This window comes from Janthinobacterium sp. JC611, from assembly GCF_018682595.1.
Taxonomy (GTDB): domain Bacteria; phylum Pseudomonadota; class Gammaproteobacteria; order Burkholderiales; family Burkholderiaceae_D; genus Janthinobacterium.
The window spans coordinates 175634-200411 of the sequence record NZ_JAFLJN010000002.1; the positions used below are offsets into that span (position 1 = coordinate 175634).

General features: G+C 60.1%; 16 protein-coding genes, 1 rRNA gene and 1 pseudogene. 6 read left to right on the plus strand and 12 right to left on the minus strand.

What is annotated here, in order from left to right; translation table 11 throughout:
* The first annotated feature begins 138 nt into the window (after positions 1 to 138).
* From J0O65_RS02825 to J0O65_RS02840, 4 genes are all read left to right on the plus strand, one after another.
* Positions 139 to 1134: a BMP family lipoprotein gene (locus J0O65_RS02825; protein WP_215403924.1), complete on the plus strand. Its 996-nt coding sequence runs from the start codon at positions 139 to 141 to the stop codon at positions 1132 to 1134.
* 81 nt (positions 1135 to 1215) lie between these two features.
* On the plus strand, positions 1216 to 2745 hold the full coding sequence (locus tag J0O65_RS02830; protein WP_215403926.1) for an ABC transporter ATP-binding protein: 1530 nt from the start codon (positions 1216 to 1218) through the stop codon (positions 2743 to 2745).
* Positions 2742 to 3821, plus strand: coding sequence for an ABC transporter permease (locus tag J0O65_RS02835; protein ID WP_070219324.1), 1080 nt, complete (start codon positions 2742 to 2744; stop codon positions 3819 to 3821). Before J0O65_RS02830 ends, J0O65_RS02835 begins: the two co-directional genes overlap by 4 nt.
* Before the next feature lie 4 nt (positions 3822 to 3825).
* Complete coding sequence (locus J0O65_RS02840; RefSeq protein WP_034754516.1) at positions 3826 to 4797, plus strand: ABC transporter permease; 972 nt, start codon at positions 3826 to 3828, stop codon at positions 4795 to 4797.
* Positions 4798 to 5220: 423 nt separating this feature from the next.
* Here the strand turns inward: J0O65_RS02840 and J0O65_RS27790 are convergent.
* Positions 5221 to 5805 (minus strand): annotated as a pseudogene (locus J0O65_RS27790) (ADP-ribose pyrophosphatase); the annotation flags it as partial.
* A gap of 85 nt (positions 5806 to 5890) precedes the next feature.
* On the opposite strand from J0O65_RS27790, the gene J0O65_RS02850 reads away from it, so the two are divergent.
* Positions 5891 to 6655, plus strand: a complete 765-nt coding sequence (locus tag J0O65_RS02850; RefSeq protein ID WP_215403929.1) for a DeoR/GlpR family DNA-binding transcription regulator — start codon at positions 5891 to 5893, stop codon at positions 6653 to 6655.
* A gap of 36 nt (positions 6656 to 6691) precedes the next feature.
* Here J0O65_RS02850 and J0O65_RS02855 read toward each other — a convergent pair whose 3' ends face one another.
* The 10 genes from J0O65_RS02855 to puuE form a co-directional block, all read right to left on the minus strand.
* Positions 6692 to 7762 carry a S1/P1 nuclease gene (locus tag J0O65_RS02855; protein ID WP_215403931.1) on the minus strand — a complete coding sequence of 357 codons (1071 nt, stop codon included), beginning with the start codon at positions 7760 to 7762 and terminating at the stop codon, positions 6692 to 6694.
* Between the two features lie 2 nt (positions 7763 to 7764).
* Complete coding sequence (locus J0O65_RS02860; RefSeq protein WP_215403933.1) at positions 7765 to 8994, minus strand: phospholipase D-like domain-containing protein; 1230 nt, start codon at positions 8992 to 8994, stop codon at positions 7765 to 7767.
* Between the two features lie 17 nt (positions 8995 to 9011).
* A complete protein-coding gene (locus J0O65_RS02865) occupies positions 9012 to 10709 on the minus strand; it encodes a bifunctional metallophosphatase/5'-nucleotidase (RefSeq protein WP_251373321.1) in 1698 nt (565 codons plus the stop codon).
* A gap of 157 nt (positions 10710 to 10866) precedes the next feature.
* Positions 10867 to 14313 carry a TonB-dependent receptor gene (locus tag J0O65_RS02870; RefSeq protein WP_215403935.1) on the minus strand — a complete coding sequence of 1149 codons (3447 nt, stop codon included), beginning with the start codon at positions 14311 to 14313 and terminating at the stop codon, positions 10867 to 10869.
* Positions 14314 to 15103: 790 nt separating this feature from the next.
* Positions 15104 to 16591, minus strand: a complete 1488-nt coding sequence (locus J0O65_RS02875; protein ID WP_215403937.1) for an adenosine deaminase family protein — start codon at positions 16589 to 16591, stop codon at positions 15104 to 15106.
* A gap of 43 nt (positions 16592 to 16634) precedes the next feature.
* Complete coding sequence (guaD, locus tag J0O65_RS02880; RefSeq protein ID WP_215403939.1) at positions 16635 to 17951, minus strand: guanine deaminase; 1317 nt, start codon at positions 17949 to 17951, stop codon at positions 16635 to 16637.
* 9 nt (positions 17952 to 17960) lie between these two features.
* On the minus strand, positions 17961 to 19034 hold the full coding sequence (xdhC, locus tag J0O65_RS02885; RefSeq protein ID WP_215403941.1) for a xanthine dehydrogenase accessory protein XdhC: 1074 nt from the start codon (positions 19032 to 19034) through the stop codon (positions 17961 to 17963).
* A gap of 9 nt (positions 19035 to 19043) precedes the next feature.
* Complete coding sequence (xdhB, locus tag J0O65_RS02890) at positions 19044 to 21389, minus strand: xanthine dehydrogenase molybdopterin binding subunit (protein WP_215403943.1); 2346 nt, start codon at positions 21387 to 21389, stop codon at positions 19044 to 19046.
* Between the two features lie 10 nt (positions 21390 to 21399).
* Positions 21400 to 22866, minus strand: a complete 1467-nt coding sequence (gene xdhA, locus J0O65_RS02895) for a xanthine dehydrogenase small subunit (protein ID WP_215403945.1) — start codon at positions 22864 to 22866, stop codon at positions 21400 to 21402.
* A gap of 99 nt (positions 22867 to 22965) precedes the next feature.
* A complete protein-coding gene (puuE, locus tag J0O65_RS02900) occupies positions 22966 to 23919 on the minus strand; it encodes an allantoinase PuuE (RefSeq protein ID WP_215403947.1) in 954 nt (317 codons plus the stop codon).
* A 121-nt stretch (positions 23920 to 24040) separates the two neighbouring features.
* Here puuE and uraH point away from each other — a divergent pair, with 121 nt between their 5' ends.
* Complete coding sequence (uraH, locus tag J0O65_RS02905; RefSeq protein WP_215403949.1) at positions 24041 to 24394, plus strand: hydroxyisourate hydrolase; 354 nt, start codon at positions 24041 to 24043, stop codon at positions 24392 to 24394.
* A 127-nt stretch (positions 24395 to 24521) separates the two neighbouring features.
* Here uraH and rrf read toward each other — a convergent pair.
* Positions 24522 to 24634, minus strand: a 5S ribosomal RNA gene (rrf, locus tag J0O65_RS02910).
* Positions 24635 to 24778 lie beyond the last annotated feature (144 nt).

The following is a 24778-nucleotide window of genomic DNA, read 5'->3' on the forward strand; positions in this document are numbered from 1 at the left end:
CAGCAATGATCTTGTGCAATACAGTGCAATGTTAATAAGGAATTATCACCTCGTGCATCAAAAACAGGCTAAATCGGCCCCAAATTATATGTTTCACCTATAAAAAATATACAATATCGATCTTCCAGGAGCCAATTCATGAAACTTACACAATTTAGTTTGACGATCGCAGCCGTATTTCTGACTGCTCAAGCGTCCGCGGCTACCCCAAAACTGGGTGTCGTGTATGACGCGGGCGGCAAGTTCGACAAGTCGTTCAACCAATCCGCTTTCGAAGGCGCCTCGCGCTTCAAAAAAGACACGGGCATTTCCTTCATCGAAGTGCAAGCCTCGAGCGATACGCAGGCCGAGCAAGTCATGCGCGGCCTGGCCCGCAAGAAGCTCGACATGATCGCCGCCATCGGCTTTGCGCAAACGCAAGCCGTGCAAAAGGTCGCCAAGGAATTCCCGAACGTGAAATTCGTGCTGATCGATGGCCAGGCCGCCGGCAGCAACGTCAATTCCGTCGTCTTCAAGGAGGAAGAAGGCTCCTACCTGGTGGGCGTGGCTGCGGCCATGGCCAGCAAGAGCAAGAAAGTCGGCTTCATCGGCGGCATCGATATTCCCCTGATCCGCAACTTCGCCTGCGGCTACGCGCAAGGCGTCAAGGCCGTCAATCCGAAGACGGAAATCACGCAAAACATGGTCGGCACCACGTCCGGCGCCTGGAATGACCCGGCCAAGGGCGGCGAACTGGCCCGCTCGCAATTCGAGCGCGGCGTCGACGTCGTCTTCGCCGTCGCCGGCGGCAGCGGCATGGGTACGCTGCAAATGGCCAAGGAAAAAGGCAAGCTGGCCATCGGCGTCGATTCGAACCAGAACCATTTGTATCCAGGCAGTATCCTGACCTCGATGGTCAAGCGGGTCGACAACACGGTCTATGACAGCTTCATGGAAGTCAAGAATGGCACCTGGAAGGGCGGCGTCAGCTATAAAGGCTTGAAAGAAGGCGGCGTGGACTGGGCGCTCGATGCGAACAACCGCAAGCTGATCACGCCGGAAATCGAAAAACGCGTGTTGGGTGCGCGTAAGGACATTATCGATGGCAAGATCAAAGTGATCGATTACCGCGTCGGCAGCAGCTGCCCGGTTTAATTTTTCTCCGTATCTTTTAGCGCGCCGCCGGAGCCTGTCTCCGCGCGGCGCGTTTCCATGAAACTATCCAGTTATGAACCTATGCAGCCAGCAGTAGAATTTCGCAGCATTTCCAAGCACTTTGGACATGTGAAGGCGAACGCCGACGTCAGCTTCTCCATCGCCAAGGGCAGTATCCATGGCCTGGTGGGAGAGAACGGCGCCGGCAAATCGACCTTGATGAGCATCCTGTACGGGTATTACCGTGCCGACGGCGGAGAAATCTTGCTCGACGGGAAAGTACAGCCCATCCGCAACAGCCAGGAAGCGATCAATCTCGGCATCGGCATGGTGCACCAGCATTTCATGCTGGTTGAAAACTTCACCGTCCTCGACAATATTATGCTGGGCACGGAAGGCGGTTTTCGCCTGGCCAGCCACCGCACGGAAGCGGAAGCGAAGTTGCGCGAGATTTGCGCGCGCTACCGCCTCGACGTCGACCCGCTGGCGAAGATCGAAGACCTCTCCGTCGGCGCGCAGCAGCGCGTGGAAATCCTCAAGCAGATTTACCGCAGCGCCAATATCCTGATCCTCGACGAGCCGACGGCCGTGCTGACGGCGCAGGAAACGGCCTCGCTGTTCGAGATCCTGCGCCTGTTCAAGGAGCAAGGCAAGACCATCATCCTGATCACGCACAAGCTGCAAGAGATCCTGGAAATCACCGACAACGTCACCGTCATGCGCGGCGGCACGGTGGTGGGCGCCGTGGCAACAGCCGGCACCTCGAAGGAGGAGCTGGCCAATATGATGGTCGGCCGTCCCATCCAGAGCCATTTGCCGCGCGCCCCCTACAATCCGGGCGCCACGGTGCTGGAAGTTGACGGTTTGCAACTGGCCGATGAGCAGCAAGTCAAATTGCTGGCCGACATCGGTTTCAACTTGCGCGCCGGCGAAATCGTCGCCATCGCGGGTGTCTCGGGCAATGGCCAGAGCGAGCTGCTGGAAATCCTGTCGGGCATGCGCTTGCCCACCTCGGGCAAGCTGCGCTTCCAGGGCAAGGACTTGCCGTTTGCCAAGCGCCACGATGCGGATGGCTTGCCGCTGGCCTTCCGCGAGCTGGGCATCGCCCACATTCCGGAAGACCGCTTGCGCGACGGCGTGGTGAAAAATTTCTCCGTCATGCAGAACACCATCCTCGGTTACCAGGATCACCTGAAGAACCGCTGGGGCCTGTTCAACTTCAAGGCCATCGGCGCCCGCTGCGCGGCACTGCTGAAGACTTTCGACGTGCGCCCGGCCAATCCGGACTTGCGCATCGGCTTATTGTCTGGCGGTAACCAGCAAAAGGTGGTGATCGCGCGCGAAGTGCTGGCCAAGCCGAAACTGATGCTGGTGGGCCAGCCCACGCGCGGCGTCGACATCGGCACCATCGAAAGCATCCACACGCAATTGCTGGCCCTGCGCGACGCAGGCGTGGCGATCCTGCTGGTGTCCGTCGAACTGGAAGAGGTGCGGGCGCTGGCCGACCGCATTCTCGTCATGTGCGGCGGACGCATCACCGGCGAACTGAAAATTGAAGAATTCGATACCACCCGCATCGGTCTGTTGATGGGGGGAATGCATAAATCATGAATAACGACTTGCCACGCTGGGCGACAGCCTTTGTCATGCCCATGTTAAACCTGCTGTCGGCCTTGCTGGTCGCGGCCCTGGTGATTTATATGCTGGGCGAAGACCCGGCCGAATCGCTGTCGATCCTGGTCCACAGCGCCATCCTCAATCCGGAAGGCTTGAGCTATACGCTGTTCTACGCCAGCACCTTCATCTTCACGGGCCTGTCGGTTTCCGTGGCGATGCAGGCCGGCCTGTTCAATATCGGTTCCGAAGGCCAGATGTATATCGGCGGCCTGGGCTTGACGGTGGCCATGCTGGCCTTCGACCAGACCCTGCCCGCCTGGCTCTTGATTCCCGCCGCCATGATCGGCGCGGCCCTGTTCGGCGCGCTGTGGGGTTTCCTGCCCGGCTATCTGCAAGCGAAGCGCGGCAGCCACATCGTGGTCACCACCATCATGTTCAACTTCATCGCCGCCAGCCTGATGAACTTCATCATCGTGAAGTACCTGATCCCGCCGGGCGAGCAGAACACGGCCAGCCGCGTGTTCGCGGAAAGCGGCGAAATGCCGCGCCTGTCCACCTGGTTCCCGTCGCTGGGCGACACGCCGCTGAACATCAGCTTCATCCTGGCGATTGCCGCGCTGGTGATCTATGGCGTGATGGTGTGGCGCTCGTCGTGGGGCTTCAAGCTGCGCGCCACGGGCCTCAACAAGCATGCGGCCCACTATGCGGGCGTGTCGATCAGCAAGATGATCATCGTCGTCATGCTGATTTCCGGCGCGCTGGCGGGCTTGGGTTCCGTCAATTCCATCATGGGTTCGACGCATTATCTGTCGCTCAACTTCGTCGGCGGCGCCGGCTTCATCGGCATCGCCATCGCCCTGATGGGCCGCCAGCATCCGGTCGGCATCTTCCTCTCGGCCGTACTGTTCGGCGCGCTGATCCAGGGCGGCTTCGACCTGTCGCTGGAAAAACCGAATATCCCGACCGAAACGTTCATTTTCATCCAGGGCTTGATCATCCTGTTCTGCGGCGCCATGGAAAACTTCTACGCACCGGCCATTTCCGCCCTGCTCAAGCGCACCAAAGGCTAACACCATGACACTCGACGACTTTCAATTCGCCAGCATCCTGGTATCGACCGTGCGCAATGCGCCCGTCCTGATCTTTGCCGCCATGGCCGGCCTGTTCGCCGAACGCAGCGGCATGATCGACATCGGCCTGGAAGGCAAGATCCTGGCCAGCGCCTTCGCTTCCGCCGCCGTGGCCTACACGACGCAAAACCCGTACTACGGCATGGCTGCCGGCATGCTCGTCTGCGTCGCCTTGGCCTTGCTGCAAGCGTATGTCAGCATCACGCAAAAGGGCAACCAGTTGGTGGCCGGCATGGCGATCAACATCGCCATGAGCGGATTGACGTTCGTGCTGGCGCAGTTTTTCTTCCAGCAAGGCGGCCGCACGCCCGACCTCGGTTCGGCGCGGCTGTTCGACGTGGTCTTGCCGGGCACGCAGTACGTGGAACACATCCCCTTCATCGGCTGGGTGTATGCCCACCTGATCGGCGGCCATTCCATCCTCGTCTACGTGGCATTCCTGCTGATTCCGCTCGTGCACTGGCTGCTGTACCACACGCGCTTCGGCCTGCGCCTGCGCGCCTGCGGCGAAAACCCGCACGCGGCCGACTCGGCTGGCGTGAGCGTGGAAGCGACGCGCTACCTGGCCATGCTGGTGGCCGGCATTTTGTGCTCGTTCTCGGGCGCGTACCTGGCCATCGTGCAAAGCGGCTTCTTCCTGCGCGACATGTCGGCCGGCGCCGGCTACCTGGCCCTGACGGCCATGGTGTTCGGCAACTGGCGTCCCGTCTACACCTTCCTCGGCTGTTTGATGTTCGGCTTCTTCGCCGCCATCCAGATCCAGATTGAAGGCGTGGACTTGCCCGTCGTGGGCCGCATCCCCGGCTCGCTGATCCAGATGGTGCCGTACGTCGTCACCGTGATCGTGCTGGCGGGCTTGATGGCGAAATCCATCGCGCCAAAAGCTATCGGTATTCCGTTCGTCAAATCGCGTTGAGCCTGGCTTTGACCTGATGCAGAAAAGCGAAGCCCGCAGGCTTCGCTTTTTTTACGCCTGAGCAATCTCGTCCGGCGAACAATACACGGGCAAACCAAGATCTTGCGCCACGGCCACCATCTGGTCGGCGCCTTGCGACGCGCCGCCGATCCGCAGCACGGCATCGCAATGGCTCAATAACCGCGTCGCATGCGCGTGGAACAATTCTTCATACACGGCGTCGCCCACCTGCGTGGAACCGGCCAGCGCCAGCATGGGCAAGGCCAGCCATTCGCCGAGCACGGGCATGTGCCCCTTGGCATACAGGGGCAGGCAGACGGCTTGCATGGCCGCCACATTCGCCGCCATCTTTGCGGGATCGTCGCCCGTGCCGGAACGATACGGGCCAGCGACTAAAATCTGCAGGCCACTTTTGCCCGGCATCAAGTGCAACTGCGCATGCTGCAGCAGCATGATGGTCTTGCCGTCGCAGATGCGGCCATCGGCCACCATCCGCAGCGCTTGCGCCAGCGGCAACTCCAGCACTTCGATGTCTTCTCCCTCGTGCACCAGGCCGCCACCGTCGCCGATGCGGCTGGCCGGGTCGTATTCGGCCACGAAAAAATGCAGGCGCTCCGTCACGGAACCGGGGCTCATGAAGGCTTCGAACACTTTGTGCACGTCGCCCACCGCGTAACCCGTTTCTTCCTCCACCTCGGCGCGGATGCGCTGCTCGGCGCTGGCCTGTTCCAGCAAGCCGGCCGCTGATTCGATGAGGAAACCATCGTGGCCGTCGCGATAGGTGGGAAAGCGGAACTGGCGGATCAGGATCACCGTGCGCTTGAGCTTGTTGTACAGCAAGATGGTGGCGCCATCGCCGCGGTCATAGGTTTCCCGCGTCTGCGTCTGCCACTGGCCATCGCGGCGCAGATAATCGAACGTAGTCTTTTGCAGCAGATACCAGTCGTGCGACAGGGTCTGCACCTGCTGAATACGCACCCGTTCCTGCTTGCTATTTTCTTCGCGCATAGTGTCTCCTTGTGCTTGCGTCAGATGACTTTATCATGCAAACTCGTGCAATATCAAGAAAATATAAGTAAACTCAAGAAAAACCATGCTCACACATCAACGCAAACAATATCTGCTGGACTTGCTCCAGCGCGAAGGACAGATCGTCGCCAAGGCCGTCAGCGATAGCCTGGGCTTGTCGGAAGACACGATACGCCGCGACCTGCGCGAACTGGCGAAAGAGGGTTTGTTGGAGCGCGTGCACGGCGGCGCCCTGCCCTTGCTGCCACGCTCTCCCGCGCTGGCGCCGTTTGCCGGGCGCGAACAGATTTCACTGGAAGCCAAGCCCGCCATCGGCCGCGCGGCGGGCGCCATGATACAGACGGGGCAAGTGGTGTTCATCGATGGCGGCACGACGGCCGTGCAACTGGCGCGCCAGCTGCCGCGCGAATTGCGCGCCACCGTCGTCACGCACAGCCCCTCGATTGCCGTCGAACTGGTGCATCACCCATCGATCGACGTGCTGATGCTGGGCGGGCGCCTGTACAAGCACTCGATCGTGGGCGTCGGCGCGGCGACCGTGGAAGCGATCGGCCGCATCCGCGCCGACCTGTATTTCATGGGTGTCTCCAGCCTGCATCCGCAAGCGGGCATCACCACGGGAGACCATGAAGAAGCGTGCGTGAAACGCGCGCTGAGCGAGGCGTCAAGCCGCACCATCGTGCTGGCCTCGCCGGAAAAGTTCAACACGGCCTCGCCATTCCAAATCGTGCCATTGAGCCAGGTCAACGATATCATCGTGCACCGCGACGTGGACGACGCCCTGCTCGCCCCCTACCGCGAGATGGGCATCGCCGTCACCCTGGCATGAAAAAAGCGGCCCGCAGGCCGCTCTCGCATGACATGTTTATTGCGGCCAGATCGATTGCAGCACGGCGGCCAGGCGATAGCCCGCCTCGATCAGCTGCTGCTTGGCCAGCGCCGAGCTGGGCACGGGATAATTGTCCGGCACGTTCAAGTTCCACACGTTGTAGACATCGCCCTTGCGGCTGGTCTGCTGGGTGGCCGGGCCGGCCACCACGTCCGTGAAGGCAATCTTGGACGCCGCCAGCGCGGCATCGGCCCACTGATACGGCCAGGTGACGGGGTCGCCAGTATTGCCGCTCACTTGTGGCCCGCTGGCGATCACGGTACGCGCGAACTGTTGCGGCGTGCGCGTGCTCAGGCGGCGCATGGCGTAATCGACCACGGTCGTGTCCCAATACGCATGCAGGGGCTTGCTGGGCGACTTCGGATAGCTGCTGGCGGGCTTGACTACGCCATCCTCGGCCGGCAGCGGCGCGGGAATCACGGCATCGGACAGCGCCGTCATCTTCGCATCGTCGAGCAGCAAGTCGTTGCCGCCGCGTGCATTGAAAATGGCGACGTCATCGATCTGGGCCTGCGTGGCGGGCACGAAAAACTGGCCATCCTTGCCGAGAAACGCATTGCCCACATGCAGCGGCTGGTGGATATCGCCCACCAGGTGGGTGATCAGGATCAGCGCTTCGCGCTGGCTGAAGCCATGCGGATTGCTGGCCGCATCAGCCTTGCCTTGCAACACGAGGATCGCCTGCTTGAGCGTCTGCACGATATCGACATCGGCCGTGCCCACGCCATGGTCGTGGTAATGCGCGTTCTGGAACGGCACGTTCGTGTAATGGTATTCGCCATGCCTGGGGTTGGCGGCCACATAGCTCAGCATTTCCGGCGATTGCGGGCCGCAATACGTGCCCTTCACGCAATCGGGCCAGTTGGCGATCTTTTCCAGGCTTTCGCCGGGCAACAGCAATTTCTCCAGCCGCGCCTGCGCCGCGCTGCCCTTGAGCAATTGATCGGCGATGGCGCCCACGGCGCGGTGGCCATCGTTGCCCCAGGCCAGCACATTGCCGGTAGCGAAAGCGGCGCCCAGCGCCAGCACACTCAGCAGTTTTTTCACGCTCACTCCTTGCCTTGCGGCGTCGCCTTGGCCGGCTTCGGATATTGCTTGTTGATGTCGATGGGCTGCGCATACGCCGAGCTCCACGTCTGCTCATGCAGCGCGGCAATACGCTGCGCCATGGCATCGTTGCGCAATACCACTTCCAGGTTGCGCGACAAATCGAAATAGCCACCCGCCCAGTTGCTCGTGCCGACCCAGGCCAGCTTGCCGTCGATGCTCATGGTCTTGCTGTGGATCACGCGTGCAAACGGTATGAAACCGGTCGACGCCGTGGGAATCGTCACGATGCGGATTTCCACGTTCGGCACCAGGGCCAGGCTTTTCAGGTAGGCGATGGCGGGCGCTTCCGTGTTCCAGGCGGACACCATCAGCTTGATCTTCACGCCGCGCTGGGCGGCCGCGCGCACGGCGTTGTCGATCACGGCGTAGTAAGGCCGCGTGCGGTTCGGGCCATACGACAGCGGCGCGTAATCGAGCAGCTGGATGCGCACTTCGTTTTTCGCTTCCGCCAGCAAGGCGGGCAAGCCCGTTTCCGAGTCGCCCACGCCAGCCGGGTTGTAGGCATTCGGGCTGGCCAGCAGGAAGGCGTTTTGCGCGTAGTTGGCCGGTACCACCTTGCTGTTGAGCACCGTGGCGCGGCTGCCCTGCGACGTCAACGCCTGGGCCTGCCAATCCTGTTCGAAAATCGCTTGCACCTGGCTCACCATGGCCGGCTCCGTGATTTTCAAGCCCGTCTCATGGATATGCTCGAACGAGCGCCAGTCGAAATTCTGGCTGCCGATGTACGCCACCTGGCCATCGACGGCCAGGTATTTCGCGTGCACGATGCCGTTGCCCGTGATTTTATTGAAATCGATGAGGCGCAAGTCCAGGTTGGGAATCGCCTTGAGCTGGGCGATGGTGGCCGCTTCCGACAGGCCCACGCCCTTCTGGTCCAGCAGGAAGCGGATTTTGACGCCGCGCTGGCCGGCGGCCGTCAAACTGGCCAGCACTTTCTCAAAGGCCGTGCCCGGCTTGCTGACGGCGTAGAACTGGGCGATGACGATTTCTTTTTGGGCGGAATCGAACAACTCCGTCCACACGGCAACAGGTTCGCGCAGGTCGGGATTGGTCAAGCTCGTTTCCACGGGCGAGGTATGGACGAGTTCAAAGCCGGGAATGGTGAAATCGGCGTGGGCCGTGCCCGCGAACAGGCTGGAAAGAAGAACGGTAACAAATAAGCGACGCATGGTTATTCCTTGTAAAGTTATTTGACGCGCACGATGCGGCCGGCCGCCGTGGCGCTGCCGGCCGGCTTGCCGGCGCGCGCGCGGGCGATCAGGTAATCGCTGAAGGCGTCGATGTCGCGCACGCCCGTGTCCAGACGGCGCGTGCCGGCCGCCAACACGGTGAAGCGGTCGCCGCCGCCGGCCAGGAAACTGTTGGCGGCGACTCGGTATTGTTGATCGTCTTCAATAGGACGACCATTGAGCATGATGCTGCCCGGCAGCACGCGCTGGCCTTGCGGCTGCGTGCTGTCCCAGCGGTAGCTAAAACCCTCGGACACTTGCAGCAGATTATTGTCCTCCGCTACGCTGCCCGGCCATTGCTGCTCGAGCAAGGTACGGATTTGCGCGCCGGACAGACTGACGACGATCAGGGTATTGCCGAAAGGTACAACTGCTTGGTTCTGCCCCACGTTCGTCATCAGGTCGGCGCCCGCTTCCAGGTCCTTGCGGATGCCACCATTGTTCATCAGGCCGATTTGCGCGCCGGCTGCGCGCGCGCCGAACAGGGTGCTGTCAGCCACCAGGTCGCCCAGCGGGGAAGCGCCGCCGCCCTTGGTGCTGCGGCCCACGGTGGGCACGGCAATGGCGGCCACGGGACGCGACAATTCTTGCGCGCTGCGCTGCTTGACCGATTCCAGGTAGGCAGCGACGGCCGGGTCCGGCTCATACATGCCTGGCAGCATGACGACGTTTTGCGCACTGGCATTGACGACGGCATTCTTGACGGGATCGACCTTGAGCTTGATGCGCGTCAGCATGTGTCCGCCCATCTGCGCCTGCGTCACCAGGCGGCCATCGACGCGGCACAAATAGCCTTGATGCGAATGGCCGCTGACGACCAGCTGGATCGCCGGGTCGAGGCGTTTCACCACGTCGACCACTTCGCCCTTCAGGTGGCTGCAGTCCGGCTGGTCGACGGCTTCCTTGGTCTCGCCGCCCTGGTGCAGCAGCACGACGAACACGCCCACGCCTTGCGCGCGCAACTGCGGCAAGGTGGCGTTGATGGCGTCCGCTTCATCGCCAAACTGCAGGCCGGCAATGCCGGCGGCCGTCACGACGGACGGCGTATCTTTCAGCACGGCGCCGATCAAGCCCACCTTGACGCCATGCGCCTCTTCGATGCGGTAGGCGGGCAGCAGGGACTTGCCCGTCTGCGTATCGATGACATTGGCCGCCATATAGGTGTAGCTGGCGCCCTTGAAATCGGGCGTGAACTTGCATGCCTTGTCGGCGCGCGAGGAATCGCAACCGCCGCGCTGCTGGCGCAGCAATTCCGCCTTGCCCTGGTCAAACTCATGGTTGCCGACGGAGCTGGCTTTCATGCCCAGCATGTTCATGGCGACGATGCTCGGTTCGTCCGCCCACAGCGCCGACATGGCGGGGCTGGCGCCAACCAGGTCGCCATTGCCGACAAAGATCAGCTGCGCATCTTCGCGGCGCCACGCCGTCAATGCGCCGGACAAAGTGTCGATGCCGCCCGCCTGCACCGTCTTGCGCTCGGCATTGGCGGCACTCGTGTAGGTGAATTTGCTGCGGTCGAGATTGCCGTGAAAATCGTTCAGGGCGACCAGATTGATATCGACGGGCGTCGCGGAAGGCGTGGGAGGGGTGGCACAGGCGGCCAGCAGCAAGGTCAGGGCCGCCGCGGCGGCCAGCGGTGTCAGATGATGTTTCATGGTCCCCACGTAGTCATCGTTGTCAAAAAAAATCTGCCTCATCCGGGGGGACGCCGCGCGCCGCAAGCCCGTTCGAGCACGATCAAAAGCTAAACATAAAACGAAAAAACGGCCGGTGTCGCCACCAGCCGTTTGCAACTTCAATCAAGCGTCGAGATTAGAACTCGTACTTGACCGTAGCCTGGATCGCCCATTGGGACTCACCCTTGTTTTGACGCACATCATAATTTTCCACTTTATCGCGGACTTGATAGATGTAACGGCCTTGAGCATCGAGACCTGCGAAGTCAACAAAGCTGCGTGCCTGACCGCCACCGGATTGGAAGCCGATTTCATTGATACGGCCCCACTTGCGGTTGATCATGTTGCCCACGTTGAAGAAGTCCATCGTGAACACGCCTTTATTGCCTTTGAAGAAGCCTGGTACTTCCTGGCTGATACGCATGTCGAAGCTGTTGGTCCATGGTGCGAAGCTGCCATTACGGGAAGCAACACCACCGGCGGATTTTTTCAGATCCGGATTGCTGTTGACGAAAGCCCAGAAACGGTCTTCGTTGGCATGGTTGGTCGCGGTGTCGTTACGGAACACAACTTCACCCGAACCTGGTTTCGATGGAATATACATCAGGTCGTTACCCTGCACGCCGTCGCCGTTCAAGTCATTGTTGACGGTCCAGCTGTAAGGCTTGCCCTTGCGGCCTTCATAGAACAGGCCGAAGCTTGTTTTATAGGTACCGAAGAAACGTTTTTGCCAGTTGATCATGGCATTGAAACGATCTTTTACCAGGTAGCCCGAGTTCGCCGCCACTTCTTCATTTGGATTGAAGATACTGCGGGCGTTGAAGTTCGAGTTCGACACCGACGACGTCAGTGGCGACACTTCCGTTGCATCCGTGTAGGTGTAGGCAACCGACCAGCCGAAGCCTTTGGTCATCGGCTGGCTCAGCGACAGAGTCACCAGATTGCCCTCGCCCTTGTCCGTTTTCTTGGCAACGAGTACGTTGTTATAGGACGTATTTTTGAGGGCCCGCGATACAGCACCCGAGCAAACAGGATTGGCCGATGAGCTCAGCGAGCCCGTGGCGGTCCAGCAAGCCGTATTGTAGGCATTGGCCGAATAGTACAGATTACGTCCATCCGAGCCCTTTGCCGTCGGTGTACCCAAGTTCAGGTGCTCATAGTAAATCGCATCCTTGTTCTTGGTGCGCAGGTATTCTGCGCCAAAAACCAGACCCATCCATGGCAATTCATGCTCGAATGCCAAGTTGGCTTTCCAGATCGATGGCTGGCGCAGGTTCGGCGACAGGAAGTCGACGTTAGCGGCGGCATCGCCCAGATTGGTTGGTTGCTTGTCAGGGTCGGTGCTAAACAGACCTCCGACGGTCGGGCACGGCTTGAAGCTGCCGCCGCAACCGACGACGCGGGTCGCCATGCCGGAATTGGCAAATGGGTTCGACATCCAGACGGTCGCTGCCGCACCTTGGAACAGGCCGGCACCGCCACGAATTTGCGTCGGACGGGCACTGTCAAACGTATAGTTGAAGCCGACGCGCGGCTGCACCAGGGTCTGACCATCGATGGTCTGGGTATTGTCCAGTCCGAAACCACCGGTCTGCGCCGTACCGCCCAGCCCCGTGCGGCCGCCCGTGGCAACACCGGCCACCATCGGCGCCGATGCGGCCACATTGCGCGTAGGACGCTCGCCAATGGCGGCTTTATCCACACGCACGCCGTACTGGACGGTCAGGCGTTTGTTGACGGACCACACATCTTGCAGGAACAAGCCATAATTTTTCAGGCTGAAATCGGCAGCGGCACCGTCAAGCGTGCCACCTGCGACGGGAATTTGTACTTGGTACGAGCTAGGACGGCCAATGCGGAAATTCTCCAGGATCGCTTGCTGGATAGTCTCAGGCGACGAAGCAGTCGCACCGCCACAGGTCACGTTACCGAACGAATACTTATAGGTTGCCGAACTATTCGTGCAATTGAACGTGTAGTTGCCGTTGATGTTTTGCGCAAACAGGTTATACACGTCGTTCTTGCTGTAATCGCCGCCGAATTTGACTTCGTGGTCGCCCAAAGCCCAGTTCGCGCCCAGATAGGCATCCTTGGTCTTGGTGGTCAGCACATTCAACTGACGGCTCATTTCCGTACCGAAGTTCAGGAAACGGTTATCGGTAGGAACGCCCGCTGGCGAGCCGGCAGGATTGGCGCCAGTAAATTGCAGGCCGATCGCAGGCAAGCGCGAGTTGTTCGTTGGCGTGCTTTCATAATCGCGCGACGACACCTTGAACTCGGTCGAGAAAGCCGGTGTCCAGTCAGCAAACCACTGTCCAACAACAGTCTCGATCTTTTTATTCTGTGTGTACCAGTAGGAATTGAGCGACAAGCCGGTAGCCGACACGCCAGGGAACATCGGTTCGGACTGGTCGGTTTTCGAATAGCGAACCATGGCACGATGGTTATCGTTGATATTCCAGTCCAGTTTCAACAGGGTATCATTTACCAGCAGCTGGGTACCCGCTGGTATCGCGTTGGTGCCGATATCGAGGCCATTGTAATTATTCTTGGCAATCGCTTGCGCAGCAGCAATTGCGGCATCGGAAATACCGACGTTGGTCTTGTTGCTGCCCAGTGGGCCAAACGATGGCGCCGTACGCGTGCTTTCCAGGCGCTCTTTGTTGGCGAAGAAGAATAGCTTATCCTTGATCAGCGGGCCGCCAACGGTCACGCCCTTGGTCGTTTCGCGGAACGGTTCAGGGGCGCTGTAGGTATCCTTGGTATTATCATAACGATCACCAGCCATCTTGTCGTTACGGAACACGAAGTAGGCGCTGCCTTTGAATTCGTTGGTACCGGACTTGGTTACGGCGTTGATGTTGGCGCCGGTATAGCCTTTTTGCGTCACGTCATAGTTGGCGACGTTCACTTGCACGGACTGGATGGCCTCGATCGAAATCGGTTGTTTGGCTGTCGGGCTGCCGTTCGATTCCAGGCCGAAGGTGTCGTTCACTGCCACGCCATCGATGGTCATCGAGTTATAGCGGGAGTTCTGACCGGCAACGGACAATTCGCCACGCTCTTTGTCGGTTTGCGAAACACGCGGGTCGGAACGGGCGTAATCTTGCAAATTGCGCTGGATCGACGCTTGCATGGCCAGTTCCGTTGGCCCGATGCTGGTGCCTGCGCCCATGTTGGACTTGCTGAATTTATCCGAACGGCCGGCGCTGCCGGTTACGCTCACGGTTTGCATCGGCGCGCCCAAGGTGGCGTCCACGTTGGCGATTTCAGCCAGTTGGACGAACACGCCTTCGCGTTTTTCAACTTGACCGTTCTTGGTTACGGTGATGGTGTAGGGACCGCCTGCGCGCAAGCCGCGGGCGACGTAACGGCCTTCCGCATCGGTCGTCACATTGCTGACGGAACCCGATTCGGTATGCACGATGGTCACAGTGGCGCCGGCTGCCGGCTGGCCGTCGGTGGAGGAAATGCGTCCGCCAATGGAGGAGGTAGTGTTCTGTGCGACCGATGGTATCGTCGCCAGTGCAATAGACAGGCTGAACGCGATTTGCGTTAGCCGAAGTCGTTTGTGATTGATCATCTTTAACCCCAGAAAAGACTATTATTTTTGAAAATCCTGGATTGCCCACCGTCCGGCTGCGCCACACGGCAAAACAAACACAACATTTCCTCTTTACGATGCTGCAACTGTTACGCCGGCTGGACTGGCTGCGGTCCTGACAAGACCGTCACAAAACGCCGCTCCACACATCACAACTATTCCTATCCAGACAATAACGGCGGAAAATAGCGACCGATCCGTACGACCCAGGGCGCTAGCACCTGTGTCATTCACCCGACATGCTTACCCGGCTAACATGGCAAGCCGCGAGTGTAATTGTTAAATATTTCAAGACTGTGACACGGCGGCAAAATGCAGAGGAATGTCGTCATTTCGTTGCGCGACTGTTTGTTTCACTCTGCATCTCACCTTTATTTACTGCAAATACCCATCTTCATACGCCATCAGCCATATGAATTGTGACTTTTTAATATCACATTCATCCCACTATGCATCATCAAAAAATGGATGACAAATACGTTTTTTTTTACATATTTATATATTTTAAGTATAAATAGCATGGGGTAACTCGCTGGATTGATATCGTGCTGACAGCGTCCGGGCTTATGGCGCGAGATTATAAATGAGCAATATGTACTTGAAATTGATTCATCCAGGAAATTGGATAAAGTCGTGCATCTGCCGTCATTTGTGTCGCATGGCCGCCACAAAATTAACAAAAAAACATTGAGGTGAATTGAAGGGACAAATGAAAAACGGCCGGAAGATCCGGCCGTTCCAAGAGTATCAGTTGCGAACGTCGCGCAACTTACGGTTTCATACTCTTGCCTGCCTTGTCGGCGGCGGCAATTTGCGCTTCAAAACGGCTGAAACGGGCATCGAGCGCCTTCAGCAGACGTTGCTTGTCCGCTTCCGCCAGGAAGGAGTACCGCAGGCTGTTGTACGACAGTTTTTTGATTTCCGCATAATCGGTCTTGTACTGGCTGGCAAACAGCACGTACTCATTCGACAGCGTATTGCGCGAGACGCCCGCGTCATCGGTGGAAATCACGAACGGCACGCCATATTTGCGGTACAGGGTAATCGGATGGGCCTGTCCTTTGATGCCAAGAATGTAATCATTGCTCGTCAGGTTCACTTCCACAGGAATGCCCCGTTCACGCATCTTTTGCATGGTCGCCAGCGCATTGTGCTCATAGGCGATATCCATGCCGTGACCGATACGGTCGGCGCCCGCCACCTCGACGGCTTCGGCGATATGGAAGGCCATGCCTTCCGGCGGCACCATGCCCAGCGCCAGCTCGCCCGCGTGCAGGGCGATCTTGACGTTCGGGTATTTTGCCTTGAGGAACTTGAACATTTCCATGTGCAGGCTGTAATCGCGCATCGACACATTCACGCTTTCCTGGCCCACGATGTTCACGCCCACCAGCAGCGGATTCAGGCTGGCCGCCTTGAACGCGGCCACCATGGACGAGAACACTTGCGATGGCGACAGGAATCGCAGCACGTACGCCTGGTAGCGCATGGTGAAGTTCGCATCGTCGATGCCGGCGCTGCTGGCGTTGACGTTGTCGTTGTAGGCGGTGATGCTTTTCTGGAAGCCGGCATCGTGCTCAAGGCTCTGCGTCCAGTTGGCCAGCACGGCTTGCAACGCTGCCGGCGGCAAGCCCGGCGCCAGCACCTGCTGGTCGAACTGCGTGTTTTGCACGAATGGCGACAGCTCGAAAATCGTTTCGATATAGCTGAGGTTTTCCGCGATGGCGCGCTGCTTCAGGGTTTTCAGGCCATCGGCCGTGTTCGTGGATGCCACGGGGCCGAAATAGCCGAAGGTGTCAAAAAAAGTACGGTCCGGCGGCGTCTGGATGGCGCCGTGGTTATAGAAATCCTTGGTCGACCAGCGCTGCAGCAATTCCGCATACAGGCCCGGGTCGGCAAACACTTCCGTGGACGACAGGCAGGCGCGCTGCGCGGCCGGCTTGGCGCGCTCGGCCGCCACGACGTCCTTGTTGCTTTCGATGCGGTAGGTTGTCTTGTTGACGCAATAGTTTTCCTTGTCGACCCAGTCGAGGAATTGCTCGGCGTAAATGGCGCCCGAATAATGGTGATGCAGATCGCCGCCCTTGGGCATCATGGAAAAGAACAGGCTCAACTCGGCCGTCTTCGGTTGCGCACCCGCAAGCAGGGCGGCAAAATGGCGCGCGGTGGCCGCTTCGTTGGAAGACGGTGCGGCCTGCGCCGGCCCGGTCAATGCCAGCGCGGCGCCAAGCGCCAGGCCAGTGAGTTTCTTGTGCATTCGCGTTCTCGCTCAGGATAATTCGTGTTGAACAACGGGTAGGTCAGCCCTGCCCCCGCACATGCACGCATTGCCCGCCAGAATAGGTGGCGGCCACGGCGCGGTCGTCGCCCAGCAGCGCAAAGGCAAACAACAATTCCTCCAGGCTTTGACAGCCGGCCGTGCGGCGCTCGAGCAGCGGCGTCGATTGCTTGTCGAGCACAATAAAGTCCGCTTCCGTGCCAGCCGCGAAATTACCCAAGGTGCCTTCCAGCTGCATGGCGCGCGCGGCACCCAGGGTTGCCAGGTAAAACATGCGCAAGGCGGGCAGATAGCTGCCTTTCAAGCGTGCTACTTTATAGGCTTCGTTCATGGTTTGCAACATCGAGAACGAGGTGCCGCCACCCACGTCAGTGGCCAGCGACAGCAACACATTCGCCGCATCGGCCCGCTCGAAGTCGAACAGGCCGCTACCGAGGAACAAGTTAGAGGTGGGACAAATGGCGGCCGCGGAAGACGTCTCCGCCATGCGCGCGCGGTCGCGCTCGTCGAGCCAGATGCAGTGCCCGAACATGGCGCGCGGACGCAGCATGCCATACCGGTCATACACATCGAGGTAACTGCGCGCCTGCGGATGCAGTTCACGCACCCAGCGGCATTCATCCGCGTTTTCCGACACGTGCGTCTGCACATACGTATCCGGATAGGCGCGCGCCAGCTCGCCCGCCAGATGCATCTGTTCATTGGTGGAGGTCGGCACGAAACGGGGCGTGATCGCGTACAGCGAACGGCCATGCTTGTGCCAGCGCCGGATCAGCTCTTCACTTTCACGCGCGCCCGACTCGGCCGTGTCGCGCAGGAAATCAGGACAGTTGCGGTCCATCATGACCTTGCCCGCCACCATGCGCAAGCCACGCGCCTCGCTGGCGCCAAAGAAGGCATCGACCGATTGCGGATGCACGCTGCCATACACCATGGCCGTCGTGGTGCCGCAACGCAGCAGTTCATCGAGGAAAAACTCGGCGACATCGCGCGCATGCTCGGGATTTTCAAACGCGCGCTCGGTGGGAAACGTATACGTTTCCAGCCACGGCAGCAAACCGGGGGCGGGCGAGGCGATCATTTCCGTCTGCGGAAAATGCAGATGCGTATCGATGAAACCGGGCACGATCAGCTTGCCGCGGTAATCGACGATCTGCGTGCCAGGCGGCAAAGTCGCTTGCAACTGCGCGTAATCGCCGGCCGCCACGACCTTGCCGTCCGCCACAATCAGCAAGCCGTCCGCATGCCAGGCATGCGCCTCCTCGGTGAAAGCGGGATCGGCGTGGAAGTGCAGCAAGCTGGCACGGTAAGCTTGCAATGTGGCAGGAACAATCGGCATGACTTCTTTCTATAAGGGGTGAATGGCGGCGCGTGGTTCGCGGCGCGGTGGCGCGCTGGCAGAGGCCAGCCGCAGCGGTGCGGCCAGGGCGGCAGCGGCAGCGGCCGCTTCCTCCCACACCATGAGTAGTTGACAGGCAACCGACGCGGCGATCACGGCCGGCGCCTTGTTGCGGATGCCAGGCATGCCGATCGGACAGACCATGGCGGCGATGCGCTCGTCCGGCACGCCGCGCGCGCGCAGCCGGTGCTCGAACTGCTTGCGTTTCGTGTGCGAACCGATCAAGCCGAACCAGCCCCCATCCTCGCGCTCCATGATGGCTTGCGTCAAGCGCTGATCGAGCGCATGGCTATGCGTCATGACGAGAAAACTGCCGCCCGGCGGCGCCATGGCGACAAATTCCTCGGGCGTGTCGGTGGCGGCGATGCAGACGTTACCTGGCAGTTGCGCGGGAAACATGTCTTCGCGTTCATCGACCCAGGTGATATTGCAAGGCAAGTGGCCCAGCGCGCGCACGATGGCGGCGCCCACGTGGCCGGCGCCAAACAAGGTCAGGTGGGCGCGCGGCGCCAGGCAGGGATCGACCAGCCAACGCCGGCCGTTGCCATCTTGCGCGACATGGGTACCGCGTTCGCGCGAAAACGTATCGGGGGCCTGTGCGCCAGTGCCGACGATCAGGCGACCGGCAACGTCGAACAGCGCCGTCGCCGTCGTACCGTCGAGCGCCGTCAAACGCCAGCTATCTTGCTGGCGGCGTTCGCGCAAGGCGGCCAGCAATTCTTTCAGGCTGGCATCGACATATTCGAATGCCAGGTGGACGACGCCGCCGCAGCATTGTCCCAGGCTGGGCCCCAGCGCGAAACGCGCGAGCCGCGCACGCGTGTCGCCCGTGGTCAGCATGGTCTTGGCGATCTCCACGGCGCGCAATTCCAGGTGGCCGCCGCCGATGGTGTCCACCTGGCCATCGACGGTGACGCGCATCTTCGCGCCCGCCTCGCGCGGCCCCGAGCCTTCCACCAGGGCCACCGTCACCAGCACGGATGCCTGCGTGTCATTGTCGATTGCCGTCAGCCAGTCGCTCATCTTCTGCTCCTAGGCGCCGGCATGCGCCGCTTGCACGGCCATGACCGCCTTGAGGATTTCCTCGCTGGTGGCCGGGGCATTGAGCGGTGGCTGCACGGCGTGATTGGCCACGCTGGAAATGGCGTCGCGGATGGCAAAGAAGACGGAAAACGGCAACAGCAGCGGTGGCTCGCCCACGGCTTTCGAGCGGTGGATGCTGTCTTCCACATTGCGGTTCTGGAACAGCTGGACGCGAAAATCTTCCGGACAATCCGAAATGCCGGGAATCTTGTACGTCGATGGCGCATGCGTCATCAGTTTGCCCGCCGCATTCCACCACAACTGCTCCGTCGTCAGCCAGCCCATGCCCTGGATAAAGGCGCCTTCCACTTGACCCAGATCAATCGCGGGATTCAATGACTGGCCCGCGTCGTATAAGGCATCGGCACGCAACAACTTCCATTCGCCTGTCAGGGTATCGACCACCACTTCAGCCACTGCCGCGCCATACGCGTAATACGAAAACGGATGACCCGTCATCGTCTTCGCATCCCACGACAGGCCGGGCGTGGCATAAAAACCGTCCGACCACAGTTGTACGCGCGCCAGATACGCCTTCTGCACAAGCTCGGCAAACGCGACCACATGGCCATTCACGTGAACGTGATTGTCAAAGAAGCGCACAGCAGCGACGTCGCCGCCATACAGTTTGACCGCGTAATCGGCCAGGCGTTCACGGATCTGGCGCGCCGCATCCTGCGCCGCCTTGCCATTCAGGTCGGCGCCGGTGGAGGCTGCCGTAGCCGACGTGTTCGCCACCTTGCTGGTATCGGTGGCCGTGGCCCGCACGCGCTCCAGGTCCAGTCCCAGCTCGTGCGCCACCACCTGCATGACCTTGGTATTGATGCCCTGCCCCATTTCCGTGCCGCCATGGTTGACCAGCACGGAGCCATCGACGTACACGTGCACGAGCGCACCGGCCTGATTCAGATGCGTGACGTTGAAGGCGATGCCGAATTTCAAGGGCGTGAACGCCAGGCCCTTCTTCAGGACTGGGCTAGCCTCGTTGAACGCATCGATGGCGCGGCGGCGCGCGCGGTAATCGCTGCTCTCTTCCAGTTCGGCGACGAGTTCATGGATGACGTTGTCGACGATTTTTTGCCCATACGGCGTGACGTTGCGTCCCTCGCCATCGTTGCGGCCATAGAAATTGAGCAGACGAATATCGAGCGCATCGCGCCGCAAATGGCGGGCGATTTCATCGATGACATACTCGATGGCAATGGCGCCCTGCGGCCCGCCAAAGCCGCGGAATGCCGTGTTCGACTGGGTATTCGTCTTGCCGCAGGCGGCACGGATATCCACGTCGGACAGGTAATATGTGTTGTCGAAATGGCAGACGGCGCGCGTGGCGACGGGGCCGGACAAGTCCGCCGAATAGCCGGCGCGCGTGGTCATGTCGACCTTGGCGGCAAGGATCCTGCCCTCGTCGTCGTAGCCCACTTCGTATTCATAGTAAAAACAGTGGCGCTTGCCCGTCACCAGCATATCGTCGTCGCGGTCGGCGCGCAATTTCACGGGACGCTTCAGTTTCGCCGCCGCAATCGATGCGGCCGCCGCCCACAGGGCCGACTGCGATTCCTTGCCGCCGAAACCACCGCCCATGCGCCGGCATTCGACGGTGATGTTGTGCGAATGCACGCCCAGCGCATGCGCCACCACGTGCTGCATCTCGCTCGGATGCTGGGTCGAACACAGCACCAGCATGCCTTGCGCTTCCTTCGGGATGGCGTAGGAAATCTGTCCTTCCAGGTAAAACTGTTCCTGGCCGCCCACATACAGCTGGCCCTTGACCACGTGCGGCGCGCGCTCGAACGCCGCCTGATAATCGCCGCGGGTCAGCTGCATCGGCGGCAGCACGTATGATTGCGCCGCCTTGGCCGCTTGCGGTGTCATGATCGCGGGCAATTCCTCGTACGACACCCGCGCCAGACGGGCGGCACGGCGCGCGTGATCGTGCGTATCGGCCACGACGATGAAGATGGGCTGGCCCACGTATTGCACCAGTTCCGCAGCCAGGATGGGGTCGTCATGGATGATGGGACCGCAATCATTGGTGCCGGGAATATCCTGCGCCGTGTAGACGGCGACGACACCGCCAGCGGCGCGGACGGCCGACAAATCCATGGTCGTGATACGCGCATGGGGCTTTTGCGACAGGCCCAACGCCGCGTGCAAGGTACCCTGCAATTCGGCGATATCGTCCGTGTACGTGGCTTGCCCCAGCACATGCAATTGCGCCGATTCATGGGGACTGGGCTTGCCCACGGCGGCCCAGACGGCCGCTTGCAGTTCGGGCGTGGCAGGATGGTTCATGCTGGTCCTTTCAGGCGCGGCAAGCGTAGGCATTGACGGCAGTGCGCGGCAGTGGCGCACCGGGGCGTGTTTCCAGCCAGAAGCGGCGCAACAGGTTTTGCGCCGTCGTCATGCGGTAGATATTCGAGGCGCGCATGTCGGACAGCGGTGCGTAGTCGTCGGCCAGCAGACGCATGGCAATGGTCAGATTTTTTTCACTCCAGGCTTGCCCCCGCAAAAATGCTTCCGTTTGCGCGGCGCGCTGCGGCGTGGCCGCCATGCCGCCGAAGGCGATGCGCGCATCGACGATGCGCTCGCCGTCGAGCTGGAAGGCGAAGGCGGCGCACACGGCCGAGATATCCTGGTCGAAGCGCTTCGCCAGTTTATACGTGCGGAATTGCACGTCGGCACGCGGCAAGGGCACGCGCACGGCTTCGACGAATTCGCCGGGCTGCAGATCTTTCTTTTGATAAGCCAGATAGAAGTTTTCCAGCGGCATCACGCGCTGGCCGGCGGGGCCACGCAGCACGATCTCGCTGCCCAGTACGATCAGCCACGGCATCGAATCACCGATGGGAGAACCATTGGCCACATTGCCGCCCAAGGTGCCCGCGTTACGAATCGGCAAGGAGGCAAAACGCTGCCACAGTTCCGACAATTCTTGCGGATAATGCTGGCACAGTGCCGCATAGGCATCGTTCAGGCTGGCGCCGGCGCCAATCTGCAGCTTGCCATCATCCACGACGATGGTTTGCAGCGCGGCCACGTTGCCCAGATAAATAATGTCGCCCAGGTCGCGCAGTTGCTTGGTGACCCATAAGCCCACATCCGTGGAGCCGGCCAGCAGGCACGCTTGCGGCTTTGCCGCGCGCAGCGCCACCAGTTCATCGATGCTGCGCGGCGCGTGGAAGTGCTGGCCGCCGTGTTCATAGGTGCTCAAGCTGCCGCGCTGCAGCGCCTGCAGTTGCTGCGCCAGGGCATCGCGGTCAAATGTCACCTGCGGCAATTCCCCCATGCGTTTGGCCGCGTCGATGATGGGCCGATAACCGGTGCAGCGGCACAGATTGCCCGACAGGGTGTCGTCGATTTCGCAGCGCGTGGGCGTCTCGCCGTTTTTCTGCAGATACATGCCCCACAGCGACATCACGAAACCTGGTGTGCAAAACCCGCATTGGGACCCGTGGCACTCGACCAGCGCCTGCTGCACCGGGTGCAGGGCGCCGTCCGGCTGCTGCAAGTCTTCCACGGAAAACAGGGCCTTGCCATCGAGGGTGGGCGTGAACTGGATGCAGGCATTGACGGCCTTCATCTCGACCTGGCCATCGACCAGGCTGCCGATGACGACGGTGCAGGCGCCGCAATCGCCTTCGGCGCAGCCCTCCTTGGTGCCCGTGCAATGCAAATCCTCGCGCAGGTGCTGCAACACAGTCTGCGTAGGGGCGGCGTTGCGTACTTCCTGTACGGCACCACGGTAATAAAAGCGGATCGGTTCTGACATGCTGGCCTCGGTATAGTCCCAGTATAGGAGATTAACACCGGCATATGGGACAACTATATGCAAAGACTGATTTTACTTATCATCCAATATCAATACCCTTCAAGCTGCATAGGGATGCGTCGCATGCCAGTGCTCGGCGATATCGATGCGGCGCGTGATCCATACCTGCTCATGGCCCTGTACATAGTCGAGGAAGCGCGCCAGCGCCGCGGCCCGTCCCGGACGTCCCACCAGGCGGCAATGCAAGCCCACCGACAACATCTTCGGCTGATTCAAGCCGTTCGGATCGCCTTCCGCATACAGCACGTCGAAGGCATCCTTCAGATAATCGAAAAATTGCGTGCCCGAATTAAAGCCTTGCATGGCGGCAAAGCGCATGTCGTTCGTGTCCAGGGTGTAAGGCACGATCAGCTGCGGCTGCACGGCCGGCATGCCGGCGGCATCCGTGTACGCCACTTTTTCCCAGAATGGCAGATCGTCGCCATAGTAATCGGCGTCGTAGCGGAAACCGCCATGCTCGACCACCAGTTTGCGCGTATTTGGTGAATCGCGCCCCGTGTACCAGCCTTGCGGGGCGGAGCCCGTCAATTCGCGAATGATTTGCACGGCTTCGCGCATGTGTTCGCGTTCCGTCGCTTCATCCATGTTTTGATAGGAAATCCAGCGCAAGCCATGACAGGCGATTTCATGCCCCAGTTGCTGGAACGCGGCTACCGCATCCGGATTGCGCTTCAAGGCCATCGAGACGCCAAACACGGTCAGCGGCAGGCGCCGCTCCTCGAACATGCGCAGCAGACGCCACAGCCCGGCGCGCGAACCGTATTCATAAATCGACTCCATGCTCAGGTGGCGCGCAGGAAAAGCGGCCGCACCGATCATTTCCGATAAAAACGTTTCCGAAGCGGGATCGCCATGCAGCACGCTGTTTTCCGCGCCCTCCTCGTAATTGAGGACGAATTGCAGGGCGATGCGGGCCTTGCCCGGCCATTGCGGATGAGGTGGCGTGCGGCCATAGCCGATCAAGTCGCGTGGATAATGTTCGTAATTGTTCATGCGGAGGCGCGCCTATAGGAGGACAATGTTGGCTATATGCCCAATCATATAGCCGGGCGCAGTCACCGGTATATGATTTGCACGATAAGCACATTCACTCACCCTATATACAGGATAGCAAATGGGAAAACTCAGCACGCATGTACTCGATATCGCCCACGGCAGGCCGGGAGCCGGCGTCAAGGTGGCCCTGTTTTCAGTCGCGCCGGAAGGAAAAGTTTTATTGAAGATGGATATGACCAATAGCGATGGCCGCTGCAGCACGCCCTTGCTGGAGGGCGAGAGCATGAAGGCGGGCCAATATGAGCTGGTGTTCAACGCAGGCGACTATTTCGCCGCCCAGGGCGTGGAATTGCCAACACCCCGCTTCATCGACCTGGTGACCCTGGCCTTCGGCATCGCGCATACGGATGAAAACTACCACGTGCCGCTGGTGGTGTCGCCGTGGTCGTATTCGACTTATCGCGGAAGTTAAGCGACGTTAGACGACAAAGGCAGCGCACAGCGCTGCTTTTTTTATGTCCGCACGCGGTTATTGGACAAAAGCAGCAGACGTAAAAAAACCCCAACCGGATCACCGGAAGGGGTTTTTCGAATAACAAGCCTGACGATAACCTACTTTCACACTGGTTGCAGCACTATCATCGGCGCAAAGTTGTTTCACGGTCCTGTTCGGGATGGGAAGGGGTGGGACCAACTTGCTATGGTCATCAGGCATAACTTGTACTGGCGTTTGTCCTCGGTGGAGCGACAACGCCTGAATCTGGAAGAAGCAAAGATCGGGGTAATGAATAGTAGTATCAACACACACGCAACGTTGTACCGTCTTATCCACTGTACCTGCTAAGGTTATAGGGAC

Excerpts from the sequence above, each read along its gene's own strand:
- J0O65_RS02825 (WP_215403924.1), top strand. The coding sequence starts at position 139 with ATGAAACTTACACAATTTAGTTTGACGATCGCAGCCGTATTTCTGACT.
- J0O65_RS02830 (WP_215403926.1), top strand. The coding sequence starts at position 1,216 with ATGCAGCCAGCAGTAGAATTTCGCAGCATTTCCAAGCACTTTGGACAT.
- J0O65_RS02835 (WP_070219324.1), top strand. The coding sequence starts at position 2,742 with ATGAATAACGACTTGCCACGCTGGGCGACAGCCTTTGTCATGCCCATG.
- J0O65_RS02840 (WP_034754516.1), top strand. The coding sequence starts at position 3,826 with ATGACACTCGACGACTTTCAATTCGCCAGCATCCTGGTATCGACCGTG.
- J0O65_RS02850 (WP_215403929.1), top strand. The coding sequence starts at position 5,891 with ATGCTCACACATCAACGCAAACAATATCTGCTGGACTTGCTCCAGCGC.
- J0O65_RS02860 (WP_215403933.1), bottom strand. The coding sequence starts at position 8,994 with ATGCGTCGCTTATTTGTTACCGTTCTTCTTTCCAGCCTGTTCGCGGGC.
- J0O65_RS02865 (WP_251373321.1), bottom strand. The coding sequence starts at position 10,709 with ATGAAACATCATCTGACACCGCTGGCCGCCGCGGCGGCCCTGACCTTG.
- J0O65_RS02870 (WP_215403935.1), bottom strand. The coding sequence starts at position 14,313 with ATGATCAATCACAAACGACTTCGGCTAACGCAAATCGCGTTCAGCCTG.
- J0O65_RS02875 (WP_215403937.1), bottom strand. The coding sequence starts at position 16,591 with ATGCACAAGAAACTCACTGGCCTGGCGCTTGGCGCCGCGCTGGCATTG.
- guaD (WP_215403939.1), bottom strand. The coding sequence starts at position 17,951 with ATGCCGATTGTTCCTGCCACATTGCAAGCTTACCGTGCCAGCTTGCTG.
- xdhC (WP_215403941.1), bottom strand. The coding sequence starts at position 19,034 with ATGAGCGACTGGCTGACGGCAATCGACAATGACACGCAGGCATCCGTG.
- xdhB (WP_215403943.1), bottom strand. The coding sequence starts at position 21,389 with ATGAACCATCCTGCCACGCCCGAACTGCAAGCGGCCGTCTGGGCCGCC.
- xdhA (WP_215403945.1), bottom strand. The coding sequence starts at position 22,866 with ATGTCAGAACCGATCCGCTTTTATTACCGTGGTGCCGTACAGGAAGTA.
- puuE (WP_215403947.1), bottom strand. The coding sequence starts at position 23,919 with ATGAACAATTACGAACATTATCCACGCGACTTGATCGGCTATGGCCGC.
- uraH (WP_215403949.1), top strand. The coding sequence starts at position 24,041 with ATGGGAAAACTCAGCACGCATGTACTCGATATCGCCCACGGCAGGCCG.